The following is a 20,942-nucleotide window of genomic DNA, read 5'->3' on the forward strand; positions in this document are numbered from 1 at the left end:
CCTCTTTGGTCAAACTAATCATAAACGTGTGCAAAGAGGTGTAGAGGGTGAAACGATTCAGCACGGCGTATCTTTTGCTGGGCATTCTTTGCTCAGCGGCAGTATTTTTAATAGGAGCTCCTTCCCGCGCACTTGGCGCGGAAGTGGAGCACTATGAGCCGCTGCAGGTGCATGTGCAGCTTGAAAAGGTGTATTTGGACGGCGATGTCAGCATTGAGCATAAGCATGAAAAAGTGTTTTCTATGGATGATTTTTGGGCAGCTTATGCCGGGTGGACGCTTGTGGAACAAAAAAAGGGATATGTGCTCTTCCGGAAGCAAATGGACGATATATCTCCGCTCAGCAAGGTCAACGGGTATATCGGTGTATCGGATAATGGAGTGATTTCCACTTTTCATGGGCGGCCTGAGCCAGCTTCCGAACCAATTCAGTCTTTTTTTCAAATTGATTTAGAAAGGCTGGAAAGCCATATGCAAAAAAATCTGCTGAAAGGCATTCCATTTCGGACAAAAGCGGAGTTTGAGGATGTCATCGAACATATGAAGACATACAGCGGGTAACGTCCGCTGATTGAAGACATGTATTCATGTCTTTTTTTTCGTGAAAGAATGAGAGAGAAGCGAACATATGTTAACTTTTCTATAAGACTTTGGCTGTTTTTATGGTACAATGAAGAACAGTCAAAGAGGTGAATTTGCGTGATTGAATTTGTTAAAGGGACGATTGATTATGTATCTCCCCAATATATTGTCATAGAGAACGGCGGCATCGGCTATCAGATTTTCACGCCGAATCCGTTTATATATAAGGAGAGAAGCCAGGAAACGATTTTTACATACCATCATATCAGAGAGGATGCTTTTTCGCTTTACGGTTTTTCAACAAGAGAGGAGAAGGCGCTCTTTACAAAGCTGTTAAACGTGACCGGAATTGGCCCGAAAGGAGCACTTGCCATCTTGGGCTCGGGTGATCCCGGAGCGGTCATCCAAGCAATTGAAAATGAGGATGAAGCTTTTTTGGTCAAGTTTCCTGGAGTAGGAAAGAAAACCGCACGCCAGATTATTCTAGATTTAAAAGGAAAGCTGGCAGATGTTGTGCCTGAAATGATTGAAAATCTGTTTAATCATGAAGAAAGGCTTGAAAAGCAAACAGCGGAAACGGCTCTTGAAGAAGCACTTGAAGCCCTCAGGGTTCTCGGATATGCTGAAAAAGAAATCAAAAAGGTGCTTCCTCACCTTAAAGAAGAAATTGGGCTGACAACAGACCAATATGTGAAAAAAGCATTACAAAAACTATTAAAGTAAGGTGATGTTCATGGATGAACGGCTCGTCTCAAGTGAAGCAGACAACCATGAATCAGTGATAGAGCAAAGCCTGAGGCCGCAAAACCTGGCACAGTATATCGGGCAGCATAAGGTAAAAGAAAATTTACGCGTGTTTATAGATGCGGCGAAAATGAGACAGGAGACGCTGGATCATGTTCTTCTGTACGGGCCGCCCGGACTCGGAAAAACAACGCTTGCTTCGATTGTTGCTAATGAAATGGGAGTGGAATTGCGGACGACCTCAGGGCCTGCGATTGAAAGGCCTGGTGATTTGGCTGCTATATTAACGGCGCTGGAACCGGGAGATGTATTATTTATTGATGAAATACATAGGCTGCACAGATCGATCGAAGAGGTGCTTTATCCTGCAATGGAAGACTTTTGCCTGGACATTGTGATTGGCAAAGGCCCATCTGCCCGCTCGGTTCGGCTCGACCTTCCGCCTTTTACGCTGGTGGGAGCCACGACGAGGGTGGGGCTTTTGACGGCTCCTTTAAGAGACAGATTCGGCGTAATGTCTCGCCTTGAGTACTATACACAAGAAGAACTGGCGGATATTGTCACAAGAACCGCTGATGTATTCGAGGTTGAGATTGATAAACCGTCGGCTCTTGAAATTGCAAGAAGATCGAGAGGGACGCCCCGCGTGGCGAACCGCCTGCTGAGAAGGGTGCGCGATTTTGCCCAAGTGCTGGGTGACAGCAGGATTACGGAAGACATTTCTCAGAATGCGCTGGAGCGGCTTCAGGTTGACCGTCTCGGTTTGGATCATATTGATCATAAGCTGCTGATGGGCATGATCGAAAAATTCAACGGCGGCCCAGTAGGCCTTGATACGATTTCAGCTACCATCGGCGAGGAATCGCATACGATTGAAGACGTATATGAACCATATCTGCTGCAAATTGGATTTATACAAAGAACGCCGCGTGGAAGGATCGTGACACCGGCCGTTTATCATCATTTCCAAATGGAGGCTCCCCGATATGACTGAATTTCCTAAGATCATTATGATTCTTGGTGCTGTTTTGCTTATTATCGGAGCAGTTTTGCATTTTGTCGGCAAGATGCCGGGAGATATTTTTGTAAAAAAAGGAAATGTCACGTTTTTCTTCCCGGTTGTCACTTGTATTATTATAAGTGTGGTATTATCAATTTTGCTTAATCTTTTTGGCAGAATGAAATAACAAAAGACTAGAATAAAGGTGAAATCATCATGAAAGTCGATTTATTTGATTTTGAACTACCAGAACGTTTAATTGCACAAGTACCGTTGGAGCAGCGTGATGCTTCAAGGCTGATGGTGCTCGATAAACATACAGGAGAGCTTACTGACAGCTCGTTTAAACACATTATCAGCTTCTTTAACGAAGGCGATTGTCTAGTCCTGAACAATACCCGGGTACTGCCTGCGCGGTTATTCGGCACAAAAGAGGATACCGGCGCGAAAGTGGAACTTCTTTTGTTGAAACAGGAAACCGGTGATAAATGGGAAACACTTGCCAAACCGGCGAAACGGGTGAAAAAAGGAACTGTTGTCACATTTGGAGACGGAAGATTGAAGGCAATCTGCACGGAAGAGCTTGAGCACGGCGGCAGAAAGATGGAATTTCAATATGACGGTATTTTCTACGAGGTGCTTGAATCCCTTGGAGAGATGCCGCTCCCTCCATATATCAAAGAACAGCTTGATGACAAAGAGCGCTACCAGACAGTGTATTCAAAAGAAATCGGCTCTGCTGCTGCGCCTACAGCTGGCCTTCACTTCACGGAAGAAATCTTACAGCAGCTGAAAGACAAAGGCGTGCAAATTGAGTTCATCACACTGCACGTAGGCCTTGGAACGTTTCGCCCTGTGAGTGCCGATGAAGTGGAAGAGCATAATATGCATGCAGAGTTTTATCAAATGTCAGAAGAAACGGCTGCAGCCTTAAACAAAGTAAGAGAAAATGGCGGTCGGATCATTTCTGTCGGCACGACCTCGACACGCACGCTTGAGACGATTGCCGGAGAACATGACGGGCAATTTAAAGCATCAAGCGGCTGGACATCTATTTTTATTTATCCGGGCTATGAATTTAAAGCCATTGACGGAATGATTACAAACTTCCATTTGCCGAAATCGTCATTGATTATGCTGGTCAGCGCGCTTGCTGGAAGAGAAAACATTCTGCGTGCCTATAACCATGCAGTGGAAGAGGAATACCGTTTCTTCAGCTTCGGAGACGCGATGCTGATTATATAATTTGAGAACAGGAGGCCTCATCAAAAGTGGCTGAACAACCAATACGCTATGAATTTATAAAAGAATGCAAACAAACAGGAGCGCGGCTGGGCAAAGTGCATACGCCTCACGGCTCCTTCGAAACGCCGGTTTTTATGCCGGTCGGCACACTGGCGACAGTCAAAACAATGTCGCCTGAAGAGCTGAAAGCAATGGATGCAGGCATCATTTTGAGCAACACTTATCATCTATGGCTTCGTCCGGGCCAAGACATTGTCAAAGAAGCGGGCGGGCTCCATAAATTTATGAACTGGGACCGCGCAATTTTAACAGATTCAGGCGGTTTTCAGGTCTTTTCTTTAAGCAAGTTTCGTAATATAGAGGAAGAGGGTGTCCATTTCCGCAATCATCTAAATGGAGACAAGCTGTTTTTATCTCCGGAAAAAGCGATGGAGATCCAAAACGCACTCGGCTCTGATATTATGATGGCGTTTGACGAATGCCCGCCATACCCGGCGGAGTACGACTACATGAAGAGGTCAGTTGAACGGACAAGCCGTTGGGCGGAACGCTGCCTGAATGCCCACAATCGTCAGGATGAACAAGGGCTGTTTGGTATTGTACAAGGCGGAGAATATGAAGATCTGCGGACACAAAGTGCGAAGGACTTGATTTCGCTTGATTTTCCGGGATATGCTATAGGCGGATTGTCTGTAGGTGAACCGAAGGATGTCATGAACCGTGTACTCGAATTCACAACACCGCTCTTGCCGAAGGATAAACCGAGATATCTGATGGGAGTAGGTTCTCCGGACGCACTGATCGACGGAGCGATCCGCGGGGTCGATATGTTTGACTGTGTGCTGCCTACACGGATTGCAAGAAACGGCACAGTGTTTACTGCTGAAGGACGACTCAATATGAAAAATGCGAAATTTGAAAGAGACTTCCGTCCGATTGATGAAGAGTGTGATTGCTATACATGTAAAAACTACACTCGCGCGTACATTAGGCACTTGATTCGCTGCAATGAAACATTCGGCCTTCGATTAACAACTTACCATAACCTTCATTTTCTGTTACACTTAATGGAGCAGGTAAGACAGGCTATTCGCGAGGATCGTCTGGGTGATTTCAGAGAAGAGTTCTTTGAGCGTTACGGCTATAACAAGCCAAATGCGAAAAGCTTCTAAATAAACATAACAGGCTTACAGAAAGGGGTGAAAATGATGACTGGCACTTTAGGTACATTGGTTCCTATTATTTTAATGTTTGCGGTCCTTTACTTCTTGCTGATTCGTCCTCAGCAAAAGCAGCAAAAGGCTGTACGCCAAATGCAAGAGGAACTGAAAAAAGGCGATTCAGTAGTGACAATCGGGGGATTGCACGGTACTGTTGACTCTATCGACGAAAGCAAAGTCGTAATTAAGACTGGTGATAACACACGTCTTACGTTCGACCGCCGCGCGATCAGAGAAGTTTCTGCTGCTGAATAACAGCAGGAGCTATACATAGCAAACAAAAAAGAGCGGGCAAGTGAGCCCGCTCTTTTTTATGTGGAAGACCTGTTTCCCCTCATGTTCACGCCGAAAATTCCGCCCAGCATGCACACCCCTAAAAATCCCAGATGGAAGATCAGCTGTTCTGCTGTAAATGTCTTTCCGAATCCTAAATACTGAAACAATAAGATAATCAGAGAAAAACTTATGGCAGTCAATGCTCCAATCATCCAGCCTCTTTCCTTGCCTTTCCCGCCTGAAATGAACCCGCCGATAAATAAAGAGAGAAATGAGATAGCTGTGATCAGCCAGTTAAATGATGATTCTTCCAGCGAGGTTGCGGTCAATAAAAGTGAAACCGCCAAACTTGTCAGGAGCATGGCTGCAAATATGGCGATTAAGCCGTAAAGAATGCCTTTTCCAACTTGTTTCGTCTCCTCCATGATTGTCTCCTTTCTGCCTGTATTAAAAGGCTTCTGTTCTTTTTGCACAAAGCCGTCAGACATGCTGATGGCTCGTCTTTGTAAAAATGTATTCCCTTATCCCATGAATTAGACGTAAAAGCTTTGTGAAATGCAATCGGTTTTTCTTACATAAATTGATCATTTTGTTGCAACCTATAATGAGTTGGAGGTGCATGATGGAAGAGCTTCTCACTATTGCGTTTCGCACAGTCGTATTGTATTTTGTGATATTGATCATTTTTCGTCTCATGGGCAAGCGGGAGATCGGAGAGCTTAGTATATTAGATCTCGTTGTCTTTATCATGATGGCTGAAATTGCCGTTTTAGCCATAGAAAACGTAGACGATCATCTATTTCATACCATTTTGCCAATGCTTGTATTAATGATCATTCAAGTGACTTTGGCATACTTTTCTTTAAAAAACCGAAAAGTCCGCCAGCTTCTTGACGGTAAGCCGACCATAATTATCAAATATGGAAAAATTGACGAAGACGCCATGAAATCACAGCGTTATAATTTTGATGATTTAATGGTTCAGCTCAGAGAAAATAGCATCGACAGAGTAGCTGACGTATCATTTGCTATTTTAGAGCCGTCGGGCAAACTGACTATTGTTAAGAAAGAAAACAGCGGAGAGCATCGACAGCTCGAAATGCCGCTCATTATAGACGGCTTCATTCAAACAGAAAACCTGTCCAGAATCAGTAAAGATAAAAAATGGCTGCTCGAAAGTTTGCAAAAACACGGATACACAAACCCTTCAGATATTTCTTTTTGCTCGTTTACAGACGGAGAATTATTTATTGATGAAAAAGATGGGCACCGCCCGTAACCGTTATCGGACGATTAGACGTCCGATAATGGGAATGCGGCGAAGCTCATCTTTTTTAATTAAACGGAAAACGAGCAGGAGGATCATATAAATGGCGGCGCTCGCCGCAATCCATCCGGCTAGATTGACAGCCTCAGATGCTCCAAAGCTTATATATTGTTTGATGGCGGAGCTGATGAATCCGCAAATTACAATAACAGCGAAGCTGAGCGCGTACTCCTTGATTTTGATGCTGATCGGCAGCACTTTGCTTACGGTTGCTGCGTGCAATAGCGTGACGAGCACCATGCCTGTCACAATGGCTAATGCCGCGCCCATAATGCCAAGAGAAGGCCTTGTGGCAAGGACAAAAATAAGGCCTGTTTTGACTAGCGCTCCGATTAAGCTGTTCATCATCGCAGCTCCTGCCAAATTAAGCGCCTGCAGAACAGCTTGAAGCGGGCCTTGAAAATAATAAAGCAGAAAAAACGGGGCCATCACTTTTATAAATACAGCTGCGCCTGAAGAACCGTACATCACTCTCATCAGCTCATCCGCAAATACAAATAAAATAACAACTGAAATGCCTCCGCTGAGCAGACAGAGACGCATCGCCTGTTCCAAGCGGTATTCCACCACCTGCAATTTTTTCTGCTCCATTCCTTCACTGATCGCAGGAACAAGCGCGGTCGACAAAGAATATGTAATAAAGCTGGGCAGAGTCAGCAGCGTCATGGCAAAGCCGGTCAGTTCCCCGTATTGCTTTGTTGCGGCAACTGTTGCCACACCGGCGATGGCAAGGCTTTGAGCGACGACAATTGGCTCGAAAAACCAAGAGAGGTTTCCGATAAAGCGGCTCCCGGTTGTTGGAAGGGACACGCTCATTAATTGGGTAAAGGTTTGTTTTCCGTTTTTAATTGACTGGAAAAAATGCTTTCTGATTTTAATTGTCTTTTTATACTTAAAGCAAACGAATAAATAAAGAAGTGATGCCAGCTCCCCTGCCACTGAGGATAGCATTGCCCCCGCTGCAGCATATTCAATTCCGTAAGGGAGAAAAATCGTTGTGCAGACAGCCACGAGTGAAATGCGGACGACCTGTTCAAGGACTTGTGACATAGCAAGCGGGTTCATATTCTGTTTTCCTTGAAAGTATCCCCTCAGCACACTCGATATAGCAATAATCGGCACTACCGGCGTAATGGCCAGGAGTGGATACAGTGTTCGCTTATCTGTCAGCATCGTTTCAGCCATAACGGGGGCGAAAAACAGAAACAGCGGTGTAAAGATGAGGCTGAGCACTCCCGTGATGGTCAGAGACATGACTAAAATATTTTTCGTTTTTTGATGATCTCCGCGCGCACTAGCTTCAGCGACTAGCTTGCTGATCGCGACCGGCAGACCGAATTGAGTTAATGTAGTGGCCAAGAAGAAGGTAGGCGCCGCCATCATGTAAAGCCCGACTCCTTCTTCACCGATAAAACGGGCGATAACCACCCGGTTGACAAACCCGAGCATTCTTGTAACCATTCCTGCTGCGATAAGGATAAGAGTGCCCTTTAAAAACGTCTGTTTCGCCATTTTTACCCCCTGCCTTCTCAAACTACCTGGAATCATATACAATAAAGATATGCGTATATATCGTCCAAGCATGACAAGTCTTCTTGAAAAACAATAAAAAAGGAGCGTGGAATTCGTGGAGAAGCATCCAGCCGATCTATATAAAGACCACGTCAGGCCGTTTCTTTACAGCAAACTGGAAGAGTTTAAGATTCTCGGGTATGATGATGTTGAACTCGAAAGTTTGTGGTCATACTTAACAGATAAGAAGTGGAAAAAGAAAACGGAACTGAACATTTATGAACTGGCGAGTGATATTTTATCAGTGAAAATTGGCGAATTTATGAACTATGCAACCGTTGAGTCATTTAAAACGTCTAATTGGCTGGGCAGTGAAGAGGGCCAGGAAGCATTGGAAGAACTGCTGAGATAGCAGGTTGATTCGCACAGGTTTAAGGGAGGATATACATAATGAAAAAAGGACGCTTGATTGCGTTTTTCCTTTTCGTTCTATTGATCGGCACGGGCTTGGGCTACTTTACGAAGCCTGCCGCTAACAATATTACGTTAGGATTGGATTTGCAAGGCGGATTTGAGGTGCTGTATGATGTACAGCCTGTAAAAAAAGGTGACAAAATCACAAAAGATGTTCTGGTCAGCACAGTAGAGGCATTGAACCGCCGGGCCAATGTTCTCGGTGTCAGCGAACCGAACATCCAAATTGAAGGGAATAACCGGATTCGCGTTCAGCTCGCTGGTGTGACAAACCAAAACAGAGCGCGTGAAATTTTGGCGACTGAAGCGCAGCTTTCTTTCAGAGATACGAATGACAAAGAATTGCTGAATGGCTCTGACCTCGTCGAAAACGGAGCTAAACAAACGTACGACGCCAAAACAAATGAACCGATTGTCAGCATTAAACTGAAAGATGCTGATAAATTCGGCGAAGTGACCAAAAAGGTCATGAAAATGGCGCCAAACAACCAGCTTGTTATTTGGATGGATTACGAAAAAGGGGACTCCTTTAAAAAAGAGGTTCAAAAAGAGCACCCTAAATATGTATCCGCCCCAAATGTAAGTCAGGAATTAAACACAACTGACGTTACAATTGAAGGGCAATTTACGGTTCAAGAAGCAAAAGATTTAGCCAGCATTTTAAACGCAGGCGCACTTCCTGTGAAACTGACTGAAAAATATTCGACATCAGTAGGCGCACAATTCGGCCAGCAGGCTCTCCATGATACGGTGTTTGCCGGTATTGTCGGTATCGCAATTATTTTCTTATTTATGCTTTTCTATTACCGTCTGCCGGGGTTAATCGCGGTGATTACGCTATCTGTTTATATCTACATTACACTCCAGATCTTTGACTGGATGAATGCCGTACTCACGCTTCCGGGAATTGCCGCTCTCATTTTAGGTGTCGGGATGGCTGTTGACGCCAACATTATTACCTATGAGCGGATTAAAGAAGAGCTCAAGCTAGGAAAGTCAGTCCGCTCTGCCTTCCGTTCAGGAAACAGACGGTCATTTGCGACGATTTTTGATGCGAATATTACAACCATTATTGCAGCGGTTGTGCTCTTTATCTTTGGGACAAGCTCTGTTAAAGGGTTTGCGACAATGCTGATCCTATCGATTTTGACAAGCTTTATCACTGCCGTTTTCTTATCGAGATTTCTCCTCGCTCTCCTTGTGGAAAGCAGATGGCTTGATCGGAAAAAAGGCTGGTTTGGTGTCAATAAGAAACATATCATGGATATTCAGGATACGGATGAAAATACAGAGCCGCATACGCCATTCCAAAAATGGGATTTCACGAGCAAACGCAAATACTTCTTTATTTTCTCCAGTGCAGTCACGGTTGCCGGGATTATTATCCTGCTTGTGTTCAGGCTGAATCTTGGCATTGACTTTGCAAGCGGTGCACGGATTGAAGTACAAAGCGACCATAAGCTGACGACAGAGCAAGTTGAAAAGGACTTTGAATCTCTTGGTATGGACCCTGATACTGTCGTTCTGTCAGGCGAAAAGAGCAATATCGGTGTTGCCCGTTTTGTCGGGGTGCCAGATAAAGAAACCATAGCAAAAGTAAAAACGTATTTTAAAGACAAATACGGATCAGAGCCAAATGTCAGCACAGTTTCACCGACAGTCGGTAAGGAGCTGGCAAGAAATGCGCTGTACGCAGTTGCTATAGCTTCTATTGGCATCATTATTTACGTTTCAATCCGATTCGAATACAAAATGGCGATTGCTGCCATCGCCTCATTGCTATATGACGCATTCTTTATCGTCACGTTCTTCAGTATTACAAGGCTTGAGGTAGATGTTACGTTCATCGCGGCCATCTTGACGATAATCGGGTATTCCATTAACGATACAATCGTTACATTTGACAGGGTCCGCGAGCATATGAAAAAGCGTAAGCCGAAAACATTTGCCGATCTGAACCATATTGTAAACCTGAGCCTGCAGCAAACCTTTACACGTTCAATTAACACTGTATTAACTGTTGTGATTGTCGTTGTGACATTGCTGATCTTTGGAGCATCTTCTATTACTAACTTCTCAATTGCTTTATTGGTCGGGCTGTTAACAGGCGTTTATTCTTCTCTATACATTGCCGCACAAATTTGGCTTGCATGGAAAGGAAGAGAACTGAAAAAAGATTCGGCGCAATAAAAAATAGCAGGCTGTCCTCTGCAGGGCAGCCTGTTTTTTGAAGTTTCATTGAACTTAAAATAGACATTTGCTATAATGACATACGCTTACATTTAAACATATATATGGTGTTAAAAGTGTTTATGACTGGTTTTCAGATATGTAGGAGGGTTTATATATGAGGGTTCGCGAATCAGAGCTGCCGGGCATAGGACAAAAAGTTGAAATGATTACTAGAAACCGTGATAAAATTTCAATTATCATTCATCATGACGGACGGAGAGAGCTTTACTATTTTGACCAAAACGACCATGAGGAATGTGTTGCCTCCGTGCAGTTTGATGACGCTGAAGCAAGGCAAATGTCTGCAATTCTTGGCGGAATGGCATATAAACCGAAAGCATTAGAACAGGTCGAGTCAGCCCTTGATGATTTGATTATAGAGTGGTGTAAAGCAGAGGCGGGAGCGCCTGCCATTCATCAGACGATTGGTGATTTGAATGTGGGTCAGGAATATCATGTGACGGTCATTGCAATTGTTAAAAAGAATCAGGATAAACAACTGAATCCGAGCTCTGAAACAGTCATTGACGAAGGCGATACACTTGTGATTTCCGGTGAGGGAACCGGACTGAAGAGGCTGATCCGGGAAAAATTAACAGAAAAGGGAACTTAACCTAGTGTTAAGCCATGTTTAAAACCAGTCTTGATGGGGAAAGTTACCTCAATAAGAAGTTTGGGGGAAAAGAGAATGAATAAACAATGGACCATTATTTTCGCACTTATTTTCACCTTAATTGTCGCTATTTTCGCAGTCATTAATGTTCGATCCGTAGAAGTTGATTACCTGTTTGGAAGATCAGAATGGCCGCTCATTCTTGTTATTTTGGGCTCAGTTTTAATGGGAGCACTGATCGTATTTTCTGTCGGCATTTTTCAGGTAATGAAATTGAAGCGGGAAATAAAAACCTTGCGGAAAGAAAATAGAACAGCAATACATAAACAAGAGGATACTCATCTTGCTGATCAGACTGACACACAGGATGCATCAGCCATGATTGAGAAAAAAGACTAGTTTTCGAATATTATTTGAAACCCCTCAGCCTGCTCTAGTATAATAGGGTGGTTGAGGGGTGAATTTATGTTAGCGTCAAAAATGCGATGGGAAATCCAGCGACCAGATCAGGATAAGGTCAAATCACTCACAGAACAATTGCATATAACACCTCTTGTTGCGTCCCTGCTTGTAAAAAGAGGCTTTGATACGGCAGAAAGCGCTAGGCTGTTTTTACATACAAAGGATGCCGATTTTTATGATCCTTTTGAAATGAAAGGCATGAAAGAAGCGGCAGATCGAATAAAACAGGCGATTTCACAACAAGAAAAGATTATGATATATGGCGATTATGACGCCGATGGGGTTACAAGTACGTCAGTGATGCTTCACACGCTGCAAAAACTGTCGGCTCAAGTTGATTTTTATATACCTGACCGTTTTAAAGAAGGATATGGACCTAATGAACAGGCGTTTCGTTCGATTAAAGAACGGGGCTTCTCTTTGATCATTACGGTTGATACAGGAATTGCCGCTGTGCATGAAGCGAAGGTGGCAAAGGAACTCGGACTGGATGTCATCATTACCGATCATCATGAACCGGGACCGGAGCTTCCGGATGTCCGTGCGATCGTCCACCCGAAGCAGCCTGGCTGCACTTACCCGTTTAAAGAGCTTGCCGGGGTTGGAGTCGCGTTTAAGCTTGCCCACGCTTTATTGGGTGAACTTCCTGATGAACTGCTTGACCTGGCGGCTATCGGCACCATTGCCGATCTAGTCCCGCTGCATGACGAAAACAGATTAATAGCAACACTAGGACTTGAAAGGCTTCGACGGACAAATCGGCTCGGCTTAAAAGAGCTGATTAAGCTGTCAGGCGGAGACATCGGAGAAGCGAACGAAGAAACAGTCGGATTTCAGCTCGCACCAAGGCTGAATGCCGTCGGAAGAATCGAACAGGCGGATCCCGCTGTTCATTTGCTTATGTCAGAGGATTCGTTTGAAGCGGAAGAGCTTGCCGCAGAAATTGACCAGCTGAACAAAGAGCGCCAAAAAATGGTCAGCAAAATGACGGATGAAGCGATTGACATGGTTGAACAGCAAGGGCTCGATCAAACTGCAATTGTCGTGGCCAAAGCCGGATGGAACCCGGGAGTCGTCGGGATTGTGGCTTCAAAGCTTGTGGACCGTTTCTACCGACCGGCCATTGTTCTTGGTATTGATGAAGAAAAGGGAATCGCTAAAGGTTCGGCCCGAAGCATCAGAGGATTTAATTTATTTGAGAGCCTTTCTGAATGCAGAGATATTCTTCCTCATTTCGGCGGCCATCCAATGGCTGCGGGGATGACGCTGAAAGCCGAAGATGTGCCGGATTTGCGAAGCAGGCTGAATGAAATAGCGGACAATACGCTTACGGAAGAGGATTTTATTCCCGTACAGGAAGTCGACCTTGTCTGCGGCGTCGAAGACATTACAGTTGAAAGCATCGCAGAAATGAACATGCTGTCTCCTTTTGGCATGCTGAACCCGAAACCGCACGTTCTCGTAGAAAACGCAGTACTGGAAGATGTCCGCAAGATAGGGGCAAATAAAACTCATGTCAAAATGACGATCAGAAACGAGTCGTCCCAGCTTGATTGCGTCGGTTTTAATAAAGGCGAGCTTGAAGAAGGCATCGTACCGGGTTCAAGAATTTCCATTGTCGGTGAGATGTCAATCAACGAATGGAACAATCGAAAAAAGCCGCAGCTTATGATAAAGGATGCCGCTGTTTCTGAATGGCAGCTGTTTGATTTAAGGGGAAAACGGACGTGGGAAGACACAGTTTCCGCCCTTCCATCTGCTAAACGGGCCATTGTCTCTTTCAAAGAAGACTCAACAACATTACTTCAAACTGAAGACCTTCGCCGAGAAGTGCACGTCATCAGTTCTAAAGATCAAGCAAAGGCGTTTGACCTCGATGGTGCATATATTGTATTACTGGATCCGCCGCCTTCGCTGGACATGCTCGCACGTTTGCTGGAAGGAAAGGCGCCCGAGCGGATATATTTTATTTTTCTCAATCATGAGGACCACTTTTTATCAACTTTTCCCGCAAGAGACCACTTTAAATGGTATTATGCGTTCTTGCTGAAAAGAGGCGCTTTTGACGTGAAAAAACACGGTTCAGAGCTTGCAAAACATAAAGGCTGGTCCGTTGAAACAATCAATTTCATGACAAAGGTGTTTTTTGATCTCGGTTTTGTTAAAATAGAGAATGGTGTGCTGTCTGTTGTGAGCGGAGCAAAGAAACGCGACTTAACAGACTCACAAACATATCAGGCGAAACAGCAGCTGATGGAACTGGATCAAAAGCTGAATTATTCTTCTGCTGAAGAGCTGAAGGAATGGCTGAATAAGCTGATGAAACAAGATTCAGAGGCTTATGAAAGTACGAGGAGGACATAAAACAGATGGATTTAAAACAATACGTAACAATTGTACCGGATTACCCGAAAGAGGGCGTGCAATTTAAAGATATTACGACACTGATGGATAAAGGCGATGTATACCGCTATGCCACAGATCAAATTGTTGAATATGCGAAAGAAAAGCAAATTGATTTGGTCGTTGGCCCTGAAGCGCGCGGCTTTATCATCGGCTGTCCCGTTGCTTACGCGCTTGGCGTAGGTTTTGCGCCGGTCCGCAAAGAAGGCAAGTTGCCTCGTGAAGTAATCAAAGTGGATTATGGCTTGGAATACGGAAAAGACGTATTAACGATCCACAAAGATGCGATTAAGCCTGGTCAGCGTGTGCTTATTACAGATGACCTGCTTGCGACAGGCGGCACAATTGAAGCGACAATCAAACTTGTTGAAGAACTTGGCGGCGTTGTTGCTGGTATCGCTTTCTTAATCGAGCTTTCTTACCTTGACGGCAGAGATAAGCTGGAAAATTACGACATCTTAACATTGATGAAATACTAAGGATAACCGCATAACGAAAAAGCACTCCATGTCAGGGTGCTTTTTTCCTATTGTTTTGCATTTATTTTATATAATATTTGGCTATTTGAACTTCTGCTCTTTACATCTTTCGTTTTTTTCTTGATAATAAACTACAATACAGTTTACATTTTAAAAAAGGTGATTCCATGGCGAACGAACAAGTATTGACTGCCGAGCAAGTTATAGATAAAGCGCGCAGCTATCTATCTGATGAGCATATCGCATTTGTCGAAAAAGCATATCTGTACGCTGAAGATGCTCATCGCGAGCAATACCGCAAATCGGGCGAGCCATATATTATTCATCCGATTCAGGTTGCGGGGATACTCGTTGATCTTGAAATGGACCCTTCCACAATCGCGGGCGGATTTTTGCACGATGTCGTGGAAGATACAGATGTGACGCTCGATGACCTGAAAGAAGCATTTTCCGAAGAAGTGGCAATGCTTGTAGACGGCGTAACGAAACTCGGCAAAATTAAATATAAATCTCAAGAGGAACAGCAGGCGGAAAATCATCGCAAAATGTTTGTCGCTATGGCTCAAGATATCAGGGTCATATTGATCAAGCTGGCGGATCGTCTTCACAATATGCGGACACTGAAACATCTGCCTCAGGAAAAACAGCGGAGAATCTCCAATGAAACGCTGGAAATTTTTGCTCCTTTGGCGCATCGTCTCGGGATTTCAAAAATTAAGTGGGAATTGGAAGATACGGCGCTCCGTTATTTGAACCCTCAGCAATATTACAGAATTGTCAACCTCATGAAGAAGAAACGCGCAGAACGTGAGCTTTATGTTGATGAGGTTGTCAATGAAGTGAAGAAACGTGTCGAAGAAGTAAATATCAAGGCTGACTTCTCGGGACGTCCGAAACATATTTACAGCATTTATCGAAAAATGGTGCTGCAAAATAAGCAATTCAATGAAATTTACGATTTGTTGGCTGTCCGTATTCTTGTGAATAGCATAAAGGACTGCTACGCGGTGCTTGGCATCATTCATACATGCTGGAAACCGATGCCCGGCAGATTCAAAGATTATATCGCAATGCCGAAGCCGAATATGTATCAATCGCTTCATACAACGGTTATTGGGCCTAAAGGCGATCCGCTTGAAGTGCAGATCCGCACCTTTGAAATGCATGAAATAGCTGAATACGGGGTTGCGGCTCACTGGGCTTATAAAGAAGGGAAAGCAGCCAATGAAGGTGCAACCTTTGAGAAAAAGCTTTCTTGGTTCCGTGAAATTTTAGAATTTCAAAATGAATCGACAGATGCAGAAGAATTTATGGAATCGCTCAAAATTGATTTGTTCTCTGACATGGTGTATGTCTTTACGCCAAAAGGAGATGTAATCGAGCTTCCGTCCGGTTCTGTTCCGATTGATTTTTCTTACCGGATTCACTCTGAAATCGGCAATAAAACAATCGGTGCCAAAGTAAACGGAAAAATGGTTACGCTTGACCATAAGCTTCGGACAGGTGATATCGTTGAAATTCTCACCTCTAAGCATTCCTACGGCCCGAGCCAGGATTGGGTGAAGCTTGCCCAAACATCCCAAGCGAAGCATAAAATCCGTCAATTCTTTAAGAAACAGCGGCGTGAAGAAAATGTCGAAAAAGGCCGTGAGCTGGTCGAAAAAGAAATTAAAAACTTGGATTTTGAATTGAAGGATGTTTTAACGCCGGAGAATATTCAAAAGGTTGCTGACAAATTTAATTTCTCAAATGAAGAGGATATGTACGCGGCGGTCGGTTACAACGGCATTACGGCTCTGCAGGTGGCGAACCGCCTAACAGAAAAAGAGAGAAAGCAGCGCGATCAGGAAGAACAGGAAAAGATCGTTCAGGAAGTCACTGGGGAACCTAAGCCATACCCGCAAGGAAGAAAACGGGAAGCTGGCGTTCGTGTCAAGGGCATCGACAACCTCCTTGTCCGTTTATCAAAATGCTGCAATCCTGTGCCAGGTGATGATATTGTCGGCTTTATCACAAAAGGCAGAGGGGTTTCGGTCCATCGCGAAGACTGTCCGAATGTCAAAACGAATGAAGCCCAAGAGCGGCTGATCCCGGTAGAGTGGGAACATGAGTCACAGGTTCAAAAGCGCAAGGAATACAATGTTGAGATAGAGATTCTTGGGTATGATCGCCGCGGATTGCTGAACGAGGTACTCCAGGCAGTGAATGAAACGAAAACCAATATTTCATCTGTCTCTGGCAAATCGGATCGCAATAAAGTGGCAACCATTCATATGGCGATTTTTATCCAGAATATCAATCACTTGCACAAAGTCGTCGAGCGTATTAAACAGATTAGAGATATCTATTCTGTGCGCCGCGTCATGAACTAAAGGGGTTAGAAAATGAGATTAGTTGTTCAGCGAGTAACAGAAGCAAGCGTTACAGTGGACGAAGAGGTCGTCGGCCAAATTGGACAAGGCCTCATGGTGCTGGTCGGCATCACTCATGATGATACAGAAGATGATGCAGCTTATTTAGCCGATAAAGTTGTCAATCTCCGTATTTTCGATGACAGTGAAGGAAAAATGAATCTGTCTCTTGTAGATATAGGAGGAGAGATTTTATCCGTCTCACAGTTTACGCTTTATGGAGATACGAAAAAAGGGCGCCGGCCGAACTACATGAACGCGGCCAAACCCGATAAAGCTTTAGGTCTTTATGAAAAATGGAATGACCTGCTTCGTGAAAAGGGAATCAAAGTGGAGACCGGAACGTTTGGAGCAATGATGGATGTTCAGCTTACAAACTCCGGACCGGTCACGCTCATTATGGATTCAAAATAAAAAAAGCTGCCAAAAGGCAGCTTTTTTTATTGGAAGTATTTCTCTAATCCGCTTTCGATCCCATCTGTTACTTTTTCTTGGTATGAATTGCTATGTACAATGGCTTCTTCCTGCGGATGGCTTACATATCCCAGCTCATACAGCATTGCGGGCTGTCTGTTTTCCCGGAGCACATAATAATCTCCGAATAATACGCCGCGGTCTGGAATGGAAGAACGCTTCACCACTTCTGAGTGGACATCTGATGCGAGTTCCTGATCTTTGGCAGGACTGTAGTAATATGCTGTACTGCCTCTAGTAGAGGTATCCGCATAGCTGTCATAATGAATACTGATAAAGGCGTCAGCGTTACGGTAGTGAGAGGTAGAGACCCGTGACTGCAGGCTGACAAAGGTATCATCCTGGCGTGTCACATATACATCCGCTCCAGCCGATCTAAGTTTGCTGGCGAGCAGTTTTGCCGTTTTGATCGTCAGGTTTTTCTCGAATTTCCCCGAATACCCGATCGTTCCGCTGTCTTTTCCTCCATGTCCCGGGTCAACAATAATCGTTTTATTGTTTAGAGAGCCGTTTCCAGACGGGGAATCAGAGACTGGCGGTTCACCTGCTTCTTCTGCGCTTTTAGACGTTTGGACCACCCAATTGGCTACATAAGCAGTTTGCCCGTTATCAAGCTTTATTTCATACCAGCTTCCCTTTGAACCGGTAATGGTGTATGAATCTCCTTTGGCAGCGCGCTCAACGATCGAAGCTGATGTTGACGCATCACTTCTTAGATTCGTTCCTCCGTACATGATATAGGCTTTTTTAGCGGAGGATGAACTGCCGGCATTTGCTGAATCATCAGCTGGAACAGAACTAGTCAAAAGGTAATGGCTTGCAACCCAGCCTTTTAGCCCGTTCACCTCAATGTGAGCCCAGCCATTTTTCTCGTTGAGAACCGTCAGTTTCGTTCCGCGATCAAGTTTTGTTATAATTGCCGCGTCATGTGAGGCGGAGGCTCTTACATTTAGCGAAGAAACACCGACTGTGCCCGTCGTTGACGCACCCGAATCCTCGGTTTGGTCACTCTCATCAGACGCTGAACTGCTGCCTCCTGATGTGACATATTCAGATGATACCCACCCGGTGGCACTGTGATAGGATATCTTGATCCAGCCCGAATCTTTATCAATGACAGATGCTTGGCTGCCTTGCGGGAATTTGCCGATGACTTCGTAGGAAGTGCCCGGGCCGCTTCTCATCCGCAGATCGGGGTCTGTTGATGTCACAGTGTCACTGCTTCCTGAGGAGCTTGTGCTGGCCTGGTCTTCCTTTGTAATAAGCCAGGAGACTACCCAGCCCTTTTCTCCAGAACCAAGCTGTATCTGCACCCAGTCTCCATCTTCCTTTAAAATTGGATAGCGTTCTCCCTTTTTTACTTCCGCTGTAATGCCGTAGCTAAGCCCAGGGCCGCTTCTGACGTTCATTTCATCTGTTGCGATGACCGCTTCTCCTTGAGCAGCTGTAACGGATGAAAAGGTCGGGAATAGCGCTGCGGTGAAAATAATACATACAATAAGGACAAAGTATTTCTTGTTCATTGTGTCCTCCTTTCTGATGATCATTAAAAAAGCATTCTTGTTTAATATCGTAAAGTCCTTTCTGATTTTTAAATAAAAATAAAATGATTTGTTTATACTAAGCGTAAATACAATCAAAAAGGTGTGCAAATCATGAAATATCATCCAAAAATGGGACGTGCATTTCACGACGGTGAAGCGAATCTGCATTACAGCGATCACGCAGATCCCGATACGACTGGTTATCTTACGGAAACAGCATCTGAATTTGGTCTTATGTCCAAAGAAGCAGCGCTGAGGAAAAACAACCGGAATAAAGCTTGACAGAGAACCCCAATCCCATTATTATAATAGAAATTGAGTACATAGCAAATGATGAAAGATTCGAACCAATAATGGAGAAGAGTAGGTCAGATTGCATGATTAGAGAGGAACCCGCCCTAGGCTGAAAGCGGATCCCATTGCGTCTTTCTCGAAACAACACTCCGGAGGTTTCCTGCTGAACGCGTGAATAACGCCATTAGGCAGTGAACGTGAACCTGCGTTAAAGGATCGAGCGGGAATATGAACGTATTCCAACTAGGGTGGCACCACGGGTATAACTCTCGTCCCTACTATCATGTATAGTAGGGGCGGGAGTTTTTTTCATTTTCATCATTAACGATCATTGGATATTTTATAAGGAATACATAAGGAGGTCTACCTATGGGATATAACATTCCGAGAGGAACACAGGATATTCTGCCTGGAGAATCAGATCGCTGGCAGTTTGTTGAACAAATTATGAGAGACACTTGCCGCACTTATCAATATAAAGAAATCCGCACACCGATCTTTGAGCATACAGAACTGTTTGCCAGAGGCGTCGGAGAATCAACGGATATCGTACAAAAAGAAATGTATACCTTCGAGGACCGCAAAGGCAGAAGCCTGACGCTTCGTCCGGAGGGAACAGCTGCTGCGGTTCGCGCTTTTAATGAAAACAAGCTGTTCGCAAATCCTGTACAGCCGACAAAGCTTTATTATGTCGGGCCGATGTTCCGTTATGAACGTCCTCAGACGGGCCGTTACCGCCAGTTTTATCAGTTTGGAATTGAAGCGATTGGTTCGAAAGACCCTGCAATCGACGCTGAAGTAATGGCGCTTGCGATGAGTATTTATGAAAAAGCAGGTTTAGAAAACGTTAAGCTTGTCATAAACAGTCTCGGCGATCAAGATAGCCGCAAAAGCTACAGAGAAGCGCTCGTGAAACACTTCGAGCCTCGCATCGAAGAATTTTGTTCAGACTGCCAGTCCCGGCTGCACACGAACCCGCTTAGAATTTTGGACTGCAAAAAAGACCGTGATCATGAGCTGATGAAATCGGCACCTTCGATTTTGACATATTTAAATGAAGAATCAGCCGCTTATTTTGAAAAAGTGAAACAATACTTAAATGATCTTGGCATTTCGTATGAAATCGATCCGAACCTTGTGAGAGGGCTGGATTATTACAACCACACCGCATTTGAAATTATGAGCAATGCGGAGGGCTTTGGCGCGATTACGACACTTGCCGGCGGCGGACGCTACGACGGGCTTGTCGAACAGATCGGCGGACCTGAAGCACCGGGCATCGGATTTGCGATGAGCATCGAACGCTTGCTTGCCGCAATTGATGCTGAAAAAAGAGAGCTGCCTGTTGATAAGGGAATCGACTGCTATATCGTCACACTCGGCGAAAAAGCAAAGGATTATTCTGTTTCATTGGTGTACAAACTGAGAGAAGCAGGCATTTCCAGTGAAATCGATTATGAAAATAAGAAAATGAAAGGCCAGTTTAAAACAGCTGATCGCTTAAAGGCCAGATTTATTGCGATTTTGGGTGAAGATGAGCTTGCCCAAAACAAAATCAATGTAAAGGATGCACAGACGGGCGAACAGATTGAAGTGGCACTTGATGAATTTATACATGTGATGAAGGCAAACCAAAAGGGATAAGGAGTGA

At 44.5% G+C, this 20,942-nt stretch carries 21 protein-coding genes and 1 other annotated feature; of the genes, 18 read left to right on the forward strand and 3 right to left on the reverse strand.

Annotation, left to right across the window (positions count from 1 at the left end; genetic code table 11):
* Positions 1-47 precede the first annotated feature (47 nt).
* From bofC to yajC, 7 genes are all read left to right on the forward strand, one after another.
* Positions 48-560: a sporulation cell-cell signaling protein BofC gene (gene bofC, locus BGM23_RS08060; protein ID WP_003229715.1), complete on the forward strand. Its 513-nt coding sequence runs from the start codon at positions 48-50 to the stop codon at positions 558-560.
* Between the two features lie 138 nt (positions 561-698).
* Positions 699-1,304: a Holliday junction branch migration protein RuvA gene (gene ruvA / locus BGM23_RS08065; protein WP_003229717.1), complete on the forward strand. Its 606-nt coding sequence runs from the start codon at positions 699-701 to the stop codon at positions 1,302-1,304.
* 10 nt (positions 1,305-1,314) lie between these two features.
* Positions 1,315-2,319 carry a Holliday junction branch migration DNA helicase RuvB gene (gene ruvB, locus BGM23_RS08070; protein ID WP_003229718.1) on the forward strand — a complete coding sequence of 335 codons (1,005 nt, stop codon included), beginning with the start codon at positions 1,315-1,317 and terminating at the stop codon, positions 2,317-2,319.
* Complete coding sequence (locus BGM23_RS08075) at positions 2,312-2,512, forward strand: DUF2905 domain-containing protein (RefSeq protein WP_003222669.1); 201 nt, start codon at positions 2,312-2,314, stop codon at positions 2,510-2,512. The genes ruvB and BGM23_RS08075 overlap by 8 nt, the downstream gene beginning before the upstream one ends.
* A gap of 29 nt (positions 2,513-2,541) precedes the next feature.
* On the forward strand, positions 2,542-3,570 hold the full coding sequence (gene queA / locus BGM23_RS08080; protein ID WP_003229723.1) for a tRNA preQ1(34) S-adenosylmethionine ribosyltransferase-isomerase QueA: 1,029 nt from the start codon (positions 2,542-2,544) through the stop codon (positions 3,568-3,570).
* 26 nt (positions 3,571-3,596) lie between these two features.
* Positions 3,597-4,742 carry a tRNA guanosine(34) transglycosylase Tgt gene (gene tgt, locus BGM23_RS08085; protein ID WP_003229725.1) on the forward strand — a complete coding sequence of 382 codons (1,146 nt, stop codon included), beginning with the start codon at positions 3,597-3,599 and terminating at the stop codon, positions 4,740-4,742.
* Positions 4,743-4,778: 36 nt separating this feature from the next.
* The gene (yajC, locus tag BGM23_RS08090; protein ID WP_004398708.1) at positions 4,779-5,045 is read left to right on the forward strand and encodes a preprotein translocase subunit YajC; all 267 of its coding nucleotides are present in this window, start codon (positions 4,779-4,781) and stop codon (positions 5,043-5,045) included.
* A gap of 56 nt (positions 5,046-5,101) precedes the next feature.
* Here yajC and BGM23_RS08095 read toward each other — a convergent pair whose 3' ends face one another.
* Complete coding sequence (locus BGM23_RS08095) at positions 5,102-5,491, reverse strand: TIGR04086 family membrane protein (protein ID WP_029727131.1); 390 nt, start codon at positions 5,489-5,491, stop codon at positions 5,102-5,104.
* A gap of 197 nt (positions 5,492-5,688) precedes the next feature.
* Between BGM23_RS08095 and BGM23_RS08100 the strand changes: the two genes are divergently transcribed.
* On the forward strand, positions 5,689-6,345 hold the full coding sequence (locus tag BGM23_RS08100) for a DUF421 domain-containing protein (protein ID WP_015483509.1): 657 nt from the start codon (positions 5,689-5,691) through the stop codon (positions 6,343-6,345).
* 3 nt (positions 6,346-6,348) lie between these two features.
* On the opposite strand, the gene spoVB is transcribed toward BGM23_RS08100, so the two are convergent.
* Positions 6,349-7,905, reverse strand: a complete 1,557-nt coding sequence (gene spoVB, locus BGM23_RS08105; RefSeq protein ID WP_003229733.1) for a stage V sporulation protein B — start codon at positions 7,903-7,905, stop codon at positions 6,349-6,351.
* A 115-nt stretch (positions 7,906-8,020) separates the two neighbouring features.
* Here spoVB and comN point away from each other — a divergent pair, with 115 nt between their 5' ends.
* The 8 genes from comN (at position 8,021) to dtd (ending at position 17,393) form a co-directional block, all read left to right on the forward strand.
* A complete protein-coding gene (gene comN / locus BGM23_RS08110; protein WP_003229735.1) occupies positions 8,021-8,317 on the forward strand; it encodes a post-transcriptional regulator ComN in 297 nt (98 codons plus the stop codon).
* Positions 8,318-8,355: 38 nt separating this feature from the next.
* Complete coding sequence (secDF, locus tag BGM23_RS08115) at positions 8,356-10,569, forward strand: protein translocase subunit SecDF (protein WP_015714442.1); 2,214 nt, start codon at positions 8,356-8,358, stop codon at positions 10,567-10,569.
* A 157-nt stretch (positions 10,570-10,726) separates the two neighbouring features.
* Positions 10,727-11,224 (forward strand): cation:proton antiporter regulatory subunit, encoded by a 498-nt coding sequence (locus tag BGM23_RS08120; RefSeq protein ID WP_029727132.1) that lies wholly within the window; start codon positions 10,727-10,729, stop codon positions 11,222-11,224.
* Positions 11,225-11,299: 75 nt separating this feature from the next.
* Entirely contained in the window at positions 11,300-11,623 is a 324-nt protein-coding gene (locus BGM23_RS08125; RefSeq protein ID WP_003229740.1) for a LapA family protein, read from the forward strand.
* A gap of 66 nt (positions 11,624-11,689) precedes the next feature.
* On the forward strand, positions 11,690-14,050 hold the full coding sequence (gene recJ, locus BGM23_RS08130; protein WP_029727133.1) for a single-stranded-DNA-specific exonuclease RecJ: 2,361 nt from the start codon (positions 11,690-11,692) through the stop codon (positions 14,048-14,050).
* A 5-nt stretch (positions 14,051-14,055) separates the two neighbouring features.
* A complete protein-coding gene (locus BGM23_RS08135; RefSeq protein WP_029727134.1) occupies positions 14,056-14,568 on the forward strand; it encodes an adenine phosphoribosyltransferase in 513 nt (170 codons plus the stop codon).
* Between the two features lie 167 nt (positions 14,569-14,735).
* Entirely contained in the window at positions 14,736-16,940 is a 2,205-nt protein-coding gene (gene relA / locus BGM23_RS08140; protein ID WP_003229747.1) for a GTP diphosphokinase, read from the forward strand.
* 12 nt (positions 16,941-16,952) lie between these two features.
* Positions 16,953-17,393: a D-aminoacyl-tRNA deacylase gene (gene dtd / locus BGM23_RS08145; protein WP_004398689.1), complete on the forward strand. Its 441-nt coding sequence runs from the start codon at positions 16,953-16,955 to the stop codon at positions 17,391-17,393.
* Positions 17,394-17,419: 26 nt separating this feature from the next.
* Here dtd and BGM23_RS08150 read toward each other — a convergent pair whose 3' ends face one another.
* Positions 17,420-18,976, reverse strand: coding sequence for an N-acetylmuramoyl-L-alanine amidase family protein (locus tag BGM23_RS08150; RefSeq protein WP_029727135.1), 1,557 nt, complete (start codon positions 18,974-18,976; stop codon positions 17,420-17,422).
* 132 nt (positions 18,977-19,108) lie between these two features.
* Here BGM23_RS08150 and BGM23_RS08155 point away from each other — a divergent pair, with 132 nt between their 5' ends.
* On the forward strand, positions 19,109-19,279 hold the full coding sequence (locus BGM23_RS08155; protein WP_004399157.1) for a YrzK family protein: 171 nt from the start codon (positions 19,109-19,111) through the stop codon (positions 19,277-19,279).
* 59 nt (positions 19,280-19,338) lie between these two features.
* Positions 19,339-19,571 (forward strand) — a binding site (T-box leader).
* Positions 19,572-19,660: 89 nt separating this feature from the next.
* The gene (gene hisS, locus BGM23_RS08160) at positions 19,661-20,935 is read left to right on the forward strand and encodes a histidine--tRNA ligase (protein ID WP_003229755.1); all 1,275 of its coding nucleotides are present in this window, start codon (positions 19,661-19,663) and stop codon (positions 20,933-20,935) included.
* Positions 20,936-20,942: the final 7 nt, after the last annotated feature.

The sequence above is a fragment of the Bacillus sp. FJAT-14266 genome (assembly GCF_001719225.1).
GTDB classification, from domain to species: domain Bacteria; phylum Bacillota; class Bacilli; order Bacillales; family Bacillaceae; genus Bacillus; species Bacillus subtilis.

What these genes read in the sequence shown, in the direction of transcription:
- ruvB (WP_003229718.1), top strand. Translation starts at nt 1,315, where the DNA reads ATGGATGAACGGCTCGTCTCAAGTGAAGCAGACAACCATGAATCAGTG.
- BGM23_RS08075 (WP_003222669.1), top strand. Translation starts at nt 2,312, where the DNA reads ATGACTGAATTTCCTAAGATCATTATGATTCTTGGTGCTGTTTTGCTT.
- queA (WP_003229723.1), top strand. Translation starts at nt 2,542, where the DNA reads ATGAAAGTCGATTTATTTGATTTTGAACTACCAGAACGTTTAATTGCA.
- yajC (WP_004398708.1), top strand. Translation starts at nt 4,779, where the DNA reads ATGACTGGCACTTTAGGTACATTGGTTCCTATTATTTTAATGTTTGCG.
- BGM23_RS08095 (WP_029727131.1), bottom strand. Translation starts at nt 5,491, where the DNA reads ATGGAGGAGACGAAACAAGTTGGAAAAGGCATTCTTTACGGCTTAATC.
- BGM23_RS08100 (WP_015483509.1), top strand. Translation starts at nt 5,689, where the DNA reads ATGGAAGAGCTTCTCACTATTGCGTTTCGCACAGTCGTATTGTATTTT.
- spoVB (WP_003229733.1), bottom strand. Translation starts at nt 7,905, where the DNA reads ATGGCGAAACAGACGTTTTTAAAGGGCACTCTTATCCTTATCGCAGCA.
- secDF (WP_015714442.1), top strand. Translation starts at nt 8,356, where the DNA reads ATGAAAAAAGGACGCTTGATTGCGTTTTTCCTTTTCGTTCTATTGATC.
- BGM23_RS08120 (WP_029727132.1), top strand. Translation starts at nt 10,727, where the DNA reads ATGAGGGTTCGCGAATCAGAGCTGCCGGGCATAGGACAAAAAGTTGAA.
- BGM23_RS08125 (WP_003229740.1), top strand. Translation starts at nt 11,300, where the DNA reads ATGAATAAACAATGGACCATTATTTTCGCACTTATTTTCACCTTAATT.
- recJ (WP_029727133.1), top strand. Translation starts at nt 11,690, where the DNA reads ATGTTAGCGTCAAAAATGCGATGGGAAATCCAGCGACCAGATCAGGAT.
- BGM23_RS08135 (WP_029727134.1), top strand. Translation starts at nt 14,056, where the DNA reads ATGGATTTAAAACAATACGTAACAATTGTACCGGATTACCCGAAAGAG.
- relA (WP_003229747.1), top strand. Translation starts at nt 14,736, where the DNA reads ATGGCGAACGAACAAGTATTGACTGCCGAGCAAGTTATAGATAAAGCG.
- dtd (WP_004398689.1), top strand. Translation starts at nt 16,953, where the DNA reads ATGAGATTAGTTGTTCAGCGAGTAACAGAAGCAAGCGTTACAGTGGAC.
- BGM23_RS08150 (WP_029727135.1), bottom strand. Translation starts at nt 18,976, where the DNA reads ATGAACAAGAAATACTTTGTCCTTATTGTATGTATTATTTTCACCGCA.
- BGM23_RS08155 (WP_004399157.1), top strand. Translation starts at nt 19,109, where the DNA reads ATGAAATATCATCCAAAAATGGGACGTGCATTTCACGACGGTGAAGCG.
- hisS (WP_003229755.1), top strand. Translation starts at nt 19,661, where the DNA reads ATGGGATATAACATTCCGAGAGGAACACAGGATATTCTGCCTGGAGAA.